At 69.0% G+C, this 12,840-nt stretch carries 11 protein-coding genes and 1 riboswitch; all 11 genes read left to right on the top strand.

Annotated features, from left to right (window positions below; translation table 11 throughout):
• The coding region (gene clpB / locus VFE83_RS02290) for an ATP-dependent chaperone ClpB (protein ID WP_324903251.1) at positions 1-2,035 on the top strand (2,035 nt) is incomplete at its 5' end.
• A 464-nt stretch (positions 2,036-2,499) separates the two neighbouring features.
• A riboswitch (cobalamin riboswitch) is annotated at positions 2,500-2,733 on the top strand.
• 132 nt (positions 2,734-2,865) lie between these two features.
• On the top strand, positions 2,866-4,725 hold the full coding sequence (btuB, locus tag VFE83_RS02285; protein ID WP_414674672.1) for a TonB-dependent vitamin B12 receptor: 1,860 nt from the start codon (positions 2,866-2,868) through the stop codon (positions 4,723-4,725).
• A 28-nt stretch (positions 4,726-4,753) separates the two neighbouring features.
• Positions 4,754-5,329: a hypothetical protein gene (locus VFE83_RS02280; protein ID WP_324903249.1), complete on the top strand. Its 576-nt coding sequence runs from the start codon at positions 4,754-4,756 to the stop codon at positions 5,327-5,329.
• 69 nt (positions 5,330-5,398) lie between these two features.
• A complete protein-coding gene (locus VFE83_RS02275; protein WP_324903254.1) occupies positions 5,399-5,959 on the top strand; it encodes a hypothetical protein in 561 nt (186 codons plus the stop codon).
• Entirely contained in the window at positions 5,956-6,582 is a 627-nt protein-coding gene (gene cobO, locus VFE83_RS02270) for a cob(I)yrinic acid a,c-diamide adenosyltransferase (RefSeq protein WP_324903248.1), read from the top strand. The genes VFE83_RS02275 and cobO overlap by 4 nt, the downstream gene beginning before the upstream one ends.
• Positions 6,583-6,600: 18 nt before the next feature.
• Complete coding sequence (locus VFE83_RS02265) at positions 6,601-7,893, top strand: cobyrinate a,c-diamide synthase (RefSeq protein ID WP_324903247.1); 1,293 nt, start codon at positions 6,601-6,603, stop codon at positions 7,891-7,893.
• Positions 7,894-7,904: 11 nt separating this feature from the next.
• Positions 7,905-8,813: an adenosylcobinamide-phosphate synthase CbiB gene (gene cbiB / locus VFE83_RS02260; protein ID WP_324903253.1), complete on the top strand. Its 909-nt coding sequence runs from the start codon at positions 7,905-7,907 to the stop codon at positions 8,811-8,813.
• Positions 8,806-9,789, top strand: a complete 984-nt coding sequence (gene cobD, locus VFE83_RS02255) for a threonine-phosphate decarboxylase CobD (RefSeq protein WP_324903246.1) — start codon at positions 8,806-8,808, stop codon at positions 9,787-9,789. The genes cbiB and cobD overlap by 8 nt, the downstream gene beginning before the upstream one ends.
• The gene (locus VFE83_RS02250) at positions 9,786-11,273 is read left to right on the top strand and encodes a cobyric acid synthase (RefSeq protein WP_324903245.1); all 1,488 of its coding nucleotides are present in this window, start codon (positions 9,786-9,788) and stop codon (positions 11,271-11,273) included. Before cobD ends, VFE83_RS02250 begins: the two co-directional genes overlap by 4 nt.
• The gene (gene cobU / locus VFE83_RS02245; RefSeq protein WP_324903244.1) at positions 11,261-11,782 is read left to right on the top strand and encodes a bifunctional adenosylcobinamide kinase/adenosylcobinamide-phosphate guanylyltransferase; all 522 of its coding nucleotides are present in this window, start codon (positions 11,261-11,263) and stop codon (positions 11,780-11,782) included. The genes VFE83_RS02250 and cobU overlap by 13 nt, the downstream gene beginning before the upstream one ends.
• Complete coding sequence (gene cobT, locus VFE83_RS02240; RefSeq protein ID WP_324903243.1) at positions 11,779-12,840, top strand: nicotinate-nucleotide--dimethylbenzimidazole phosphoribosyltransferase; 1,062 nt, start codon at positions 11,779-11,781, stop codon at positions 12,838-12,840. Before cobU ends, cobT begins: the two co-directional genes overlap by 4 nt.

Genomic DNA, 12,840 nt, shown 5'->3' with positions numbered 1-12,840 from the left:
CGAGGAAATCCGTCGCACGATCCAGGTGCTGCAGCGCCGGACCAAGAACAACCCGGTGCTGATCGGCGAACCCGGCGTGGGCAAGACCGCAATCGTGGAAGGGCTCGCCCAGCGCATCATCAATGACGAAGTGCCCGAAGGCCTGCGCGGCAAGCGCGTGCTGTCGCTGGACATGGGCGCGCTGATCGCTGGGGCCAAGTTCCGCGGCGAATTCGAGGAGCGCCTGAAGGGTGTACTCAACGACCTGGCCAAGAACGAAGGCCAGATCATTCTGTTCATCGATGAGCTGCATACCATGGTCGGCGCGGGCAAGGCCGACGGTGCGATGGATGCCGGCAACATGCTGAAGCCGGCGCTTGCACGCGGCGAGCTGCACTGCATCGGTGCGACCACGCTGGACGAATACCGCAAGTACATCGAGAAGGACGCTGCGCTGGAGCGCCGCTTCCAGAAGGTGTTCGTCGGCGAACCCAGCGTGGAGGACACCATCGCCATCCTGCGCGGGCTCAAGGAGAAGTACGCCGTGCACCACGGCGTGGAGATCACCGACCCGGCGATCGTCGCCGCGGCAACCCTGTCGCATCGCTACATCAGCGATCGCCAGCTGCCCGACAAGGCCATCGACCTGATGGACGAGGCCGCCTCGCGCATCCGCATGGAGATCGACTCCAAGCCTGAGGAACTCGACCGCAAGGAGCGTCGCCTCATCCAGCTCAAGATCCAGCGCGAGGCGTTGAAGAAGGAGAAGGACGACGCGTCGAAGCAGCGCCTGGCCGATCTCGAAAACGAGATCGCGCGACTGGAGCGCGAGTTCAACGATCTGGAAGAGGTGTGGAAGGCCGAGAAGGCCACGCTGCAGGGCGCGACGAAGATCAAGGAGCAGATCGAGCAGGCCAAGCTCGAACTGGAAGCGGCGCAGCGTCGCCAGGATTTCGCGAAGATGAGCGAGATCCAGTACGGCCGCCTGCCGGAACTCGACAAGCAGCTCAGGGCCGCGCAGGAAGCCGAAACCAAGGGCTTCACCCTGTTGCAGGACAAGGTGACCGCGGAAGAGATCGCCGAGGTGGTGTCGCGCTGGACCGGCATTCCGGTCAGCAAGATGCTCGAGGGCGAGCGCGAGAAGCTGCTGCGCATGGAGGAACACCTGCACACGCGCGTGGTCGGGCAGGAAGAAGCCATCAAGGTCGTGTCCGATGCGGTGCGTCGCTCGCGCGCGGGCCTGGCCGATCCGAATCGTCCGTCCGGTTCGTTCCTGTTCCTGGGTCCCACGGGCGTGGGCAAGACCGAGCTGTGCAAGGCGCTGGCCGAGTTCCTGTTCGACTCGTCCGATGCGATGGTGCGCATCGACATGAGCGAGTTCATGGAGAAGCACTCGGTGAGCCGCCTGGTCGGCGCGCCTCCGGGCTATGTCGGCTACGAGGAAGGCGGATACCTGACCGAAGCCGTGCGCCGTCGTCCGTACAGCGTGATCCTGCTGGACGAGGTGGAGAAGGCGCATCCGGACGTGTTCAACATCCTGCTGCAGGTGCTGGACGACGGCCGCCTTACCGATGGCCAGGGCCGCACGGTGGACTTCCGCAACACGGTCATCGTGATGACGTCCAACCTCGGCTCGCACCAGATCCAGGAACTGTCGGGCGACGATTCACCGCAGGCCTACCTGCAGATGAAGGCGGCGGTGATGGGCGTGGTGCAGGCGCACTTCCGTCCGGAGTTCATCAACCGGCTCGACGACATCGTGGTGTTCCACCCGCTGGACAAGTCGCAGATCCGCCAGATCGCCCGCATCCAGATCGCAGGCCTGGAGAAGCGCATGGCCGAGCGTGGCCTGAAGCTCGACCTGTCCGACGATGCGCTTTCCCTGCTGGGCAACGTCGGCTTCGACCCGGTGTACGGCGCACGTCCGCTCAAGCGTGCGATCCAGCAGCAACTGGAAAACCCGCTCGCCTCGAAGATCCTGTCGGGCGAATTCGTCAACGGCGACACGGTGCGCGTGGACGCGGAAGGCGGGCAACTGGTGTTCCGCAAGTCCTGATGCGCGTTGAGTTGCATGGATTATGGAAAGGCCCGCCTGATGGCGGGCTTTTTCATTGGGAAGATGGGCTTCCGCCTGCGCGCTCGTCGCGCGTGGAAGGTGCCGGAAGATCTCGATGCACATCCGTCGACGATGGCATGTGCACCGGCGATTCCAACGCCCAACCCCTCTCCCTGACCGCCTGCGGTGGTCTGTCCCTCTCCCGCAAGGGGAGAGGAGGGATTCGTCAACGGCTCACGCGGGCACAGCGCACGTTCGCGTCTTCGCTGCCTCTGTCTCAACCAGAGCGCGGTGTTCCTTCTCCCCTCGTGGGAGAAGGTGCCCGAAGGGCGGAAGAGGGGGTACGCGCAACGCGCGCGTGACACGAACCCCGCAGGCGACACAAGCGCCGACGTCATTCCCGCAGCGCACCGCTCATGGCCGATCGCCATATCGCGTCGTCGTGCGCGCCGGCGCACTGCTGCTAGACTTCGCCTGCCCATGGTGACCGCCGGCTCGTCCGGCGGTTGAAACGGGAATCCGGTGCGCCCTTCGTGCATGCACGCGCGGCAATTCCGGAGCTGCCCCCGCAACGGTAGGCGAGACAAGGTCCGCACGCAGCCACTGTGCTCACGCATGGGAAGGCGCGGACCGGAAGAAGGTCGAGACGGCCGACTTCGCTCGCGAGCCCGGAGACCGGCCCTGGTGCGACGTGACATGCGGTGGGCGATGTCATGCGGCCATGGTCCTGCCGTGCGCCGTCATCACTCCCTCCTTCCGCCTGTCCTCCAACAACGATCCCGCGCGGGCAGGCGCGGCCAAGGAGTGTGTTCGTGCATCCGCAATTCCGGTTGTTCCGTCGCCGCGCGCTGGCGGCGTCGCTGTCGTCTTCCGTACTGCTGCTTTCGCTCTCCGCCGCAACGCCGGCCTTCGCCGACGCGGCAGCTACCGACCTGGACCAGGTCGTCGTCACCGCCGCGCGCACCGTGCAGACGCAGGACCAGACGCTCGCCGCGATCACCGTCATCGACCGTGCCGAAATCGAGCGCCTGCAGCCGGCCTCCGTCGCCGGCCTGCTGAGCGGGCGCGCGGGCATCTCGCTGGCCAACAACGGCGGGCCGGGCAAGGCGACGTCGGTGTTCCTGCGCGGCACCGAATCCGACCACGTGCTGGTGCTAGTGGACGGCATCAAGCTCGGTTCCGCCACCAGCGGCGGCGCATCGCTGCAGGACATCCCGGCTGAACAGGTCGAGCGCATCGAGATCGTGCGCGGCCCGTTCTCCAGCCTGTACGGCTCCGAAGCCATCGGCGGCGTCATCCAGATCTTCACGCGCAAGCCGCATGGTGCGTTTTCTCCCAACGCCAGCATCGGCGTGGGCAGCCAGAACACGCAGCGCGTATCGGCGGGCATCGGCGGTCGCGGGTCCGATGCGCAACGCGGTGGCTGGTACGCCATCAACGCCGCGCACCAGGACACCGACGGCATCAACGCCTATCGCGGCACGCGCAACTTCGATCCCGACCGGGACGGCTACCGCAACACGTCGCTGACGCTGCAGGGCGGCTATCGCTTCAGCGAGCAGTGGGACGCGGACCTGCGCGCGTTCCGCGCCGAGGGCCGCAACGAGTACGACGGCAGCGCGAACGACGTGGCCGACATCGTGCAGCAGGTGGTCGGCGGTCGTGTGCGCTATGCGCCGACAAACCGCGTGAAATTCACTGCCGGCGCCGGCACCAGCGCCGACCTCAGCGACAACTACCTGCGCGGCGTGTATTCGTCCACGTTCGACACCCGGCGCGAAGTCGCCTCGCTGCAGGCCGACCTGGGCATTGGGCCGGGGCTGCTGACGCTCGGCTTCGACTGGCTGCACGACGAGGTCGACAGCAACACCGATTACGAACGCGACCGCCGCATCAACCGCGGTGCCTTCGGCCAATGGCAGCAGGATTTCGGTGCGCAGTCGCTGCAGGCCAGCGTGCGCCGCGACGACGACAGCCAGTTCGGCGGCCAGACCACCGGCAGCGTGCTGTGGGGCTGGAACTTCACGGATGCCCTGCGGCTGAGTGCCAGCTACGGCACCGCGTTCAAGGCGCCGACCTTCAACGAACTGTACTTCCCGGGCTACGGCAATCCCGCGCTCGGTCCGGAGACCTCGCGCAGCGTCGAGCTGGGACTGCGTGGCGAGCACGGCTGGGGCACGTGGTCGGTCAACGCGTTCGACACGGAGATCGACGACATGATCGCCTTCGATTCGAGCCTGGGCGATTTCGGCGCGCCCAACAACATCGACCGTGCGCGCATCCAAGGCGTGGAGGCGGTCGTCGGCACGGAACTGGCCGGCTGGGACCTGCGCACCAGCCTGACGTGGCTGGATCCGCGCAACGACGGCGACAACGCCAACCACGACAACGTGCTGCCGCGCCGTGCCAGGCGCAGCGGACGCGTCGATGCCGACCGTCGCTTCGGGCGTTTCAGCGTCGGCGCCAGCGTCACCGGTGCGGGCGAGCGCTACGACAACCTGACCAACACCACGCGTCTGGCCGGTTACGGGCTGGCCGACCTGCGTGCCGGCTTCGCCTTCAGCGACGCATGGAGCGTGCAGGCCTCGGTCGACAACGTGTTCGACAAGCGCTACGAGACCGCCGCGCTTTACAACCAGCCGGGCCGCACCTGGCTGGTGACCTTGCGTTACCAACCCGTCGTCCGCTGAGCGGACGCTTCCCACCACGAGGTCGCCGATGAAAACCCTGTCCCGAAACGCCAGCCTGGGTCTGTTCGCCGCGTTCGCCGCGCTGATGGTCGCCACCCGCTCCCACCACTTCGGCACGGTGCTGCACCTGCCCGATGCGTCGATGGCGCTGTTCTTCCTCGGTGGCCTGTACCTGCGCAGGCACTGGCAGTTCGCCGGTTTCCTGGTGCTGGCGGTGGTCGTCGACTGGGTGTCGATTGAGATTGCCGGTGTCAGCGATTTCTGTGTGACGTCGGCGTACTCGTTCCTGCTGCCGGCATATGCGGTGCTGTGGTACGGCGGACGCTGGTACTCGACGCGCATGCGGGCCGCATGGCAGCCGATGCTGGGTGCGTTCGCGGTGGCGATGGCCTGCGCGACGCTGTCGTTCGCCATTTCCAACGGCGCGTTCTACTGGCTGGGCGGACGTTATGAGAACCCGCATTTCGCCGAGTACGTCGCGCGCGCCTGGCAATGGGGACCGCTGTTCGTGCGCACCACCATGACCTATGTCGCCGCCGCACTGGCGATGCACGCGCTCGCCGCGTGGTCGCTGCGCGGTCGCCTGTCCGCTGCCGTCCGCTGAAGGAGCACGCACATGAGCCTGACCCGAATCGACGCTTCAACGCCGGCGCTGCCGCTGGCTTCCGCGCGCATGCAGGTGCTCGTCGGCACCGCGCTTGCCGCGCTGATGATCTGCACGCGCGGCCAGCATTTCGCCAGCGTCGATGCGCTGCCCAGCGCTTCGTGGGCGGTGTTCTTCCTGGCCGGTGCGCTGCTGCGCCCGATGTGGGCCTTGCCGCTGTTCTTCGTGCTGTCGTCGCTGCTGGACTTCGCCAGCCTGGCCAGCGGCACGATCACCGACTGGTGCCTGTCGCCCGCGTACTGGGCGCTGGCGCTGGCGTACGCCACGCTGTGGCTGGGCGGCCACATGTATCGCGGACTGCACCGCGATGCATGGTCGACCGTGCCGCGCCTCGCGCTGGTGCTGCTGGTGACGGCATCGGTCGCCTACCTGCTGTCGAAGGGTGGCTTCTGGTTCTTCTCGGGCCGGTATGCCGAGCCGACGCTGTCGGGCTTCATCGCGCGGATTCCGCACTACTACCCGCGCGCGCTGGGCACGCTGGCCGGTTACGTCGGCGTGGCGTTCGTGCTGCGCTCCGCCTGGCTGGGCATGGCGGCGCGCGTGAACGCGCGGCGGAGCGTGCCGGCATGAGCCGCGGCAGCGAGCGTCGCGGACTCAGCGAGGACGAGCATTACCGCGAGCGCGCGCAGCGCAAGAAGGAGCTGGTCGAGCGCCGCATCGCACGTGCGACCATCGACCGCGGCGTGGTCGTGGTGAACACCGGCAACGGCAAGGGCAAGAGCTCGTCGGGTTTCGGCATGCTCGCGCGCTCGCTGGGCCATGGATTCCGCTGCGGCGTGGTGCAGTTCATCAAGGGCAGTTTCTCCACCGGTGAGGAGGCGTTCTTTCGCCGCTTCGACGATCTGGTCGACTACCACGTGATGGGCGAGGGCTACACCTGGGAGACCCAGGACCGCGACCGAGACACCGGCAAGGCCGCGGCGGCGTGGGATGTCGCCGCGCGCATGCTGGGCGACGCGGCCTACGACTTCGTGCTGCTGGACGAACTCAACATCGCGCTGGCGAAGGAGTACGTTTCGCTGGAGGCACTGCTGGTGGCGCTGGCGTCACGTCCACCGCGCCAGCACGTGGTGATCACCGGACGTGGTGCGCCGGATGCGCTGGTCGAAGCGGCCGACACCGTCACCGAGATGCGCGTGGTGAAGCACGCGTTCAAGGCCGGCATCAAGGCGCAGCACGGCATCGAGCTGTAACCGCATCGGACGACGAGCATGCGCACGCATCACTGTCCCGCCCTGCTGGTATCGGCGCCCGCCTCCGGACAGGGCAAGACCAGCGTGACCGCCGCGCTCGCGCGCTGGCACACCCGCCAGGGACGCCGCGTGCGTGTGTTCAAGACGGGCCCGGACTTCCTCGATCCGATGGTGCTGGAGCGCGCCAGTGGCGCACCGGTGTACCAGCTCGACCTGTGGATGACGGGCGAAGCCGACGTGCGTGCACGCCTGCACGCGGCCGCCGGCGAGGCCGACCTGATCCTGGTCGAAGGCGTGATGGGACTCTTCGACGGCTCGCCGTCGAGCGCGGATCTGGCGCGGGCGCTTGGTTTGCCGGTGCTAGCCGTGATCGATGGCTCGGCCATGGCGCAGACCTTCGGTGCCGTGGCCACGGGCCTGGCCCGCTATCGCGAAGATCTGAAGGTGCACGGCGTGGCCGCCAACCGCATCGGCAGCGCGCATCACGCCACGCTGCTGCGCGACAGCCTGCCGACCGGCCTGCACTGGCTGGGCGCACTGCCACGTGATGCGGCGCTCGCGCTGCCCGAGCGCCACCTGGGCCTCGTATCCGCCAGTGAACTGTCCGATATCGACGCGCGGCTGGATGCACTGGCCGATGCGTGGTCCACCCACGCATCGACCGAATTGCCGCCGCCCATGGCATTCGCGCCGGCATCTCCACCCGAAGTGCCGCGCGATCTGCACGGCATGCGCATCGCCGTGGCACGCGATGCGGCGTTCTGCTTCCTGTACGCGGCCAACCTCGACCTGCTGCGCGAGGCCGGTGCGCAACTGAAGTTCTTCTCGCCTCTGGCCGGCGATGCATTGCCGGAATGCGACGCGGCGTGGCTGCCGGGTGGCTATCCGGAGTTGCATCTGCAGACGCTCGCGACGCGCGGTGACCTGCATGCAGCCCTGCGTGCGCACCGCGACGCCGGCAAGCCGCTGCTGGCCGAATGCGGCGGCATGCTGTTCGCACTCGATGCGCTGACCGACCGCGAGGGCGTGCGTGCACCGATGGCCGGCCTGCTGCACGGCGAGGCCACGATGCAGACGCGGCTTGCCGCCCTCGGCCTGCAGGCGGTCGACCTGCCCGAAGGCGCCATGCGCGGACACACCTTCCACTACGCGAAGGCGCACATCGAGAGCACCGCGCTCGCGAGTGCACGCAACCCGAACGGTGGGCCCAGCGTGGAGGCGGTGTACCGGCAGGCACGCATGACCGCCAGCTTCGTGCACTTCTACTTCCCGTCCAATCCGACGGCCGCAACGCGGTTGTTCCGTCCGTGAGCGCCTTGGCGATGCTGGCCGGAATGGGCCTGGACGCCGTGCTGGGCGAGCCGCGACGCGCGCATCCGCTGGTGGCGTTCGGCCGGCTGGCGCGGGCCATCGAGGCACGCCTGCATCGTGAACGGCGCATGTCCGGTCTGGTGGCGTGGTGCCTGGCGGTGCTGCCGCCCGTGCTGGCGACGGCACTGCTGTCGCGGCTGCTGGCATCGTGGTCGCCGTGGGCCGCGGCGGCATTCGCCGCGGCGGTGCTGTACCTGGCGCTCGGACATCGCAGCCTGGGCGAACACGCCCGAGCGGTCGAAGCACCGCTGCGTGGCGGCGACCTGTCCGCCGCGCGCATTGCGGTCTCGCGCATGGTCAGTCGCGACACTGCCGCGCTCGATGCATCGCAGGTGGCCGCCGCGGCGACCGAGTCGGTGCTCGAGAACGGCAGCGATGCGGTGTTCGGCGCGCTGTTCTGGTTCGTCCTGCTCGGCGCGCCCGGCGTCGTGCTGTACCGGCTGGCGAACACGCTGGATGCGATGTGGGGCTATCGCACGCCGCGGTACGAACGCTTCGGCTGGGCGGCGGCGCGCATCGACGACGCGCTCAACTTCATTCCATCGCGACTCACCGCGTTCACCTATGCGTTGCTGGGCGACACGTCGCGCGCGTGGCGCTGCTGGCGATCGCAGGCCCCGCAATGGGACAGCCCGAACGCGGGTCCTGTCATGGCGGCCGGTGCGGGCGCGCTGCGCGTGCAGCTCGGCGGACCCGCGCCCTATCACGGTGAGTGGGAACCACGGCCGGTGCTCGGGGAAGGCCGCGCACCGGACGCGGACGCGATCGGCGCCGCCCTGCGGCTGGTGCGCAATGGCATCCTGCTGTGGCTGGCCATCGCCATTGTCGCGTGGGTGTTCGGAGGTATCGCGCATGCTTGAGCACGGCGGCCGCCTGCTGCGCGCTGCGCGGCATTACGGCATCGAGCCCGCGCGATGGCTCGACCTGTCCACCGGCATCAGTCCGTTCGCGTGGCCGGTACCGGACGTGCCCGCATCGGCCTGGCACCGGCTGCCCGAGGACGACGACGGGCTGATCGAAGCCGCATGCGCCTACTACGGGGCGCCGCACGTGCTGCCGGTCGCGGGTTCGCAGGCGGCGATCCAGGCGTTGCCGCGCCTGCGCGCGCCCGGACGCGTCGGCGTGATCGCGCCCGGCTATGCCGAGCATGCGCATGCGTGGTCGCGCGCCGGGCATGCGGTGGAAACGCTGCCGGCGGATCGGCTGCTGGCGGACCACGAACGCTTCGACGTGATCGTGCTGATCCATCCCAACAACCCCGGCGGAGACCGCTTCGAAGGCGACGCGCTGCTGGCGCTGCACGAAGCACTGGCGCGCCGCGGCGGATGGCTGGTGGTCGACGAAGCCTTCATGGACGCCACTCCCTTGCAGAGCCTGGGCCCGCACAGCGCTCGCGATGGACTGGTGGTGCTGCGTTCGGCCGGCAAGTTCTTCGGCTTGGCTGGCGCGCGCGCGGGCTTCGTCTGCGCCGCACCTGCACTGATCGATGCGATGCGCGAACTACTCGGGCCCTGGACGCTGGCCGGTCCGGCCCGGTATGTGCTGCGGCATGCGCTGGCCGATCATGCATGGCATGCGACACAACGCGAGCGGCTCGCCGCGTGCGCCGGGCGCCTGCGCGCATTGCTCGAATGCCGCGACCTCGCGCCCACGGCAGGCTGCGCGTTCTTCCAGTGGCGATGCGATGACCGCGCCACGCAACTGCACGACGCACTGGCGAAGCGCGGCATCCTCACGCGATTGTTCGATGAACCCTCCAGCCTGCGCTTTGGCCTGCCGCCAGACGATGCGGCGTTCGCGCGGCTGGATGCGGCGCTGGCGGAGGCGACGGCATGACGGCACGCGTACTGATGGTGCAGGGCTGCACCTCCGACGCCGGCAAGAGCACGCTGGCGGCCGCGCTGTGCCGCTGGCTGCATCGGCGCGGCGTGCGGGTGGTGCCGTTCAAGCCGCAGAACATGGCGCTGAATTCCGCGGTGACGGTGGACGGTGGCGAGATCGGCCGCGCGCAGGCGGTGCAGGCGCAGGCCTGCGGGCTTGCGCCGCATACCGACTTCAACCCGGTGCTGCTCAAACCCAACAGCGACACCGGCGCGCAGGTGATCGTGCATGGCCGCGCGGTGGCGAACCTGGACGCACGCGCGTACCACGACTACAAGCGCATCGCGCGCGAGGCCGTGCTGGCCTCGCATGCGCGCCTGTGTGACGCGTACGCGGCGGTCATCGTCGAAGGCGCGGGCAGCCCGGCGGAGATCAACCTGCGTGCCAACGACATCGCCAACATGGGCTATGCCGAGGCCGTGGACTGCCCGGTGATCCTGGTCGCCGACATCGACCGCGGCGGCGTGTTCGCGCATCTGGTGGGCACGCTGGCGCTGCTGTCCGACAGTGAACGCGCACGCGTGGCGGGCTTCGTCATCAACCGGTTCCGCGGCGACCTTTCGCTGCTGCAGCCGGGACTGGACTGGCTGGAACGCGAAACCGGTCGGCCGGTGCTGGGCGTGATGCCGTACCTGCATGGCTTGCAGCTGGAAGCCGAGGACGCGCTGCCGCGTCATCGCGAGGTCCGGCCGGACGCCAGGCTGCGCGTCGCCGTGCCGGCGCTGCCGCGCATCAGCAACCACACCGATTTCGATGCGCTGCGTGCACATCCACAGGTCGAGTGCGTGTTCGTCGGGCCCGGCGAATCGCTGTCGCCCTGCGACCTGGTCGTGCTGCCCGGCAGCAAGTCGACGCGTGCCGACGTCGCCTGGTTGCGTGAGAACGGCTGGACCGAGGCGCTTGCGCGCCATTTGCGTTACGGCGGCAAGGTCATCGGCATCTGTGGCGGGCTGCAGATGCTCGGTCGCGCCGTGCACGACCCACTCGGCATCGAGGGCGAAGCGGGCTCCAGCGAGGGATTCGGCTGGCTGGATCTGCAGACCACGCTCGCACCGCACAAGCAGCTGCGCAACGTGCGCGGGCGCCTGGCGCTCGCGGATGCGCCGGTGCGCGGTTACGAGATCCACTGCGGCATCAGCGAAGGTCCTGCGCTGCAGTCGCCGTCCGTTCTCCTCGACGACGGGTGCGTCGATGGCGCGATGTCGCCGGATGGACAGGTTATGGGCACCTATCTGCACGGCGTGTTCGATCAGCCCGAGGCGCTGGCCGCGTTGCTGCGCTGGGCCGGCCTGCACGACGCGGACGCGGTCGATGTGCATGCGCTGCGCGAAGCATCGATCGATCGGCTGGCGGACGCCGTGGAGGCGCACCTGGACACCGGCGCGCTGCTGCGCCTGCTGCAACTGGACGATGCAGCGGAGGCCGCATGCGCCAGTTGATCCTGGGCGGTGCGCGCTCCGGCAAGAGCGCCCTGGCCGAACGCATTGCCGGCGAGTGCGGGCGCGAGGTCGTGTATGTCGCTACCGCGCAGCCCGGAGACGGCGAGATGGCCGCACGCATCGCGCACCATCGCGAGCGGCGGCCGTCGCACTGGTCGTGCATCGAGGAGCCGCTCGCACTGGCGGGCGTGCTGCGCGAGCACGCTCGCGACGAGCGCTGCGTCCTGGTGGACTGCCTGACGCTGTGGCTGAGCAACCTGCTGGCGTACGGCGACGAAGCGCGGTTCGAGCGCGAACGCTACGCGCTGCTTGAAACCCTGCCGGCGCTGCCCGGCGAGATCCTGCTGGTAAGCAACGAGGTCGGCCTGGGCGTCGTGCCGATGGGCGAACTGACGCGGCGCTTCGTCGACGAAGCGGGTCGGCTCCACCAGATGCTCGCGCAGCGCTGCGAGCGCGTGCTGTTCGTCGCGGCGGGCCTGCCGCTTACCCTCAAGGACACTTCCGCATGACCAACGAATGGTGGACGCAGCCGTGTGCGTCGCCCGATGCCGCCAGCGCGAGTGCCGCATGTGCGCGCCAGCGCAACCTGACCAAGCCGCCCGGATCGCTCGGACAACTGGAGGATCTTGCGGTGCGGCTGGCCTCGTTGCAGGCCTCCGAGTGCCCGAAGCTGGAGCGCGTGTGGATCAGCGTGTTCGCGGCCGATCACGGTGTCGCCGAGGAAGGCGTGTCCGCGTTTCCGCAGGCGGTGACCGGGGAGATGGTGCGCAACTTCGGCACCGGCGGCGCCGCGATCAGCGTGCTCGCGCGCTCGCTGGGCGCGACGCTCGACGTGGTCAACCTGGGCACGGTGAACGACCCCGGCGAAATCCCGGGCGTGCTGCGCGCCGTGATCGCGCCATCCAGCGGCAACTTGTGCCACGTCCCCGCGATGACGCGCGCGCAACTCGAAACGGCGCTGGGCACCGGTGCATCGCGTGTCGAACAGGCGCTCGAAAGCGGCGCGGACCTGTTCATCGGTGGCGAGATGGGCATTGCCAACACCACCGTTGCCAGCGCGCTGGCCTGCGCGCTGCTGGACGAAGGCCCGGGGCTGCTCGCCGGTGCCGGGACAGGCCTGGACGAGGCCGGCGTGGCGCACAAGGCCGCGGTGATCGCCCGCGCGCTGCAGCGCCATGCCGATGCGACCGACGCGCTGGAACAGCTGCGCTGCCTGGGCGGCTTCGAGATCGCCGCGTTGACGGGCGCCTTCATCGCCGCCGCGCAGTCGCGCGTGCCGGTGCTGGTCGATGGCTTCATCACCACGGTGGCGGCCCTGGCCGCGGTGCGCATCAATCCCGGCGTGCGCGACTGGCTGCTGTTTGCGCACCGTTCGCAGGAGCGCGGCCATGCACGCCTGCTGGACGCATTGCAGGCACGGCCGCTGCTGGACCTGGGCATGCGCCTGGGCGAGGCGAGTGGCGCGGCGGTCGCCGTGCCGCTGTTACGCCTGGCCTGCGCGCTGCATGGCGGGATGGCGACGTTCGCACAGGCCGGCGTGTCGACCTCGACCCGGGCCGGCGTCTGA

This window comes from Lysobacter sp. (genome assembly GCF_035655815.1).
Lineage (GTDB): Bacteria > Pseudomonadota > Gammaproteobacteria > Xanthomonadales > Xanthomonadaceae > Lysobacter_J.
The sequence above is the reverse complement of the archived record's forward strand: the minus strand, read 5'-3'. Positions and strand labels throughout refer to the sequence as shown.

Bases quoted from the DNA above. Each gene is read 5' to 3' on its own strand.
- VFE83_RS02280 (WP_324903249.1), top strand. From the start codon at position 4,754: ATGAAAACCCTGTCCCGAAACGCCAGCCTGGGTCTGTTCGCCGCGTTC.
- VFE83_RS02275 (WP_324903254.1), top strand. From the start codon at position 5,399: ATGCAGGTGCTCGTCGGCACCGCGCTTGCCGCGCTGATGATCTGCACG.
- cobO (WP_324903248.1), top strand. From the start codon at position 5,956: ATGAGCCGCGGCAGCGAGCGTCGCGGACTCAGCGAGGACGAGCATTAC.
- VFE83_RS02265 (WP_324903247.1), top strand. From the start codon at position 6,601: ATGCGCACGCATCACTGTCCCGCCCTGCTGGTATCGGCGCCCGCCTCC.
- cbiB (WP_324903253.1), top strand. From the start codon at position 7,905: ATGCTGGCCGGAATGGGCCTGGACGCCGTGCTGGGCGAGCCGCGACGC.
- cobD (WP_324903246.1), top strand. From the start codon at position 8,806: ATGCTTGAGCACGGCGGCCGCCTGCTGCGCGCTGCGCGGCATTACGGC.
- VFE83_RS02250 (WP_324903245.1), top strand. From the start codon at position 9,786: ATGACGGCACGCGTACTGATGGTGCAGGGCTGCACCTCCGACGCCGGC.
- cobU (WP_324903244.1), top strand. From the start codon at position 11,261: ATGCGCCAGTTGATCCTGGGCGGTGCGCGCTCCGGCAAGAGCGCCCTG.
- cobT (WP_324903243.1), top strand. From the start codon at position 11,779: ATGACCAACGAATGGTGGACGCAGCCGTGTGCGTCGCCCGATGCCGCC.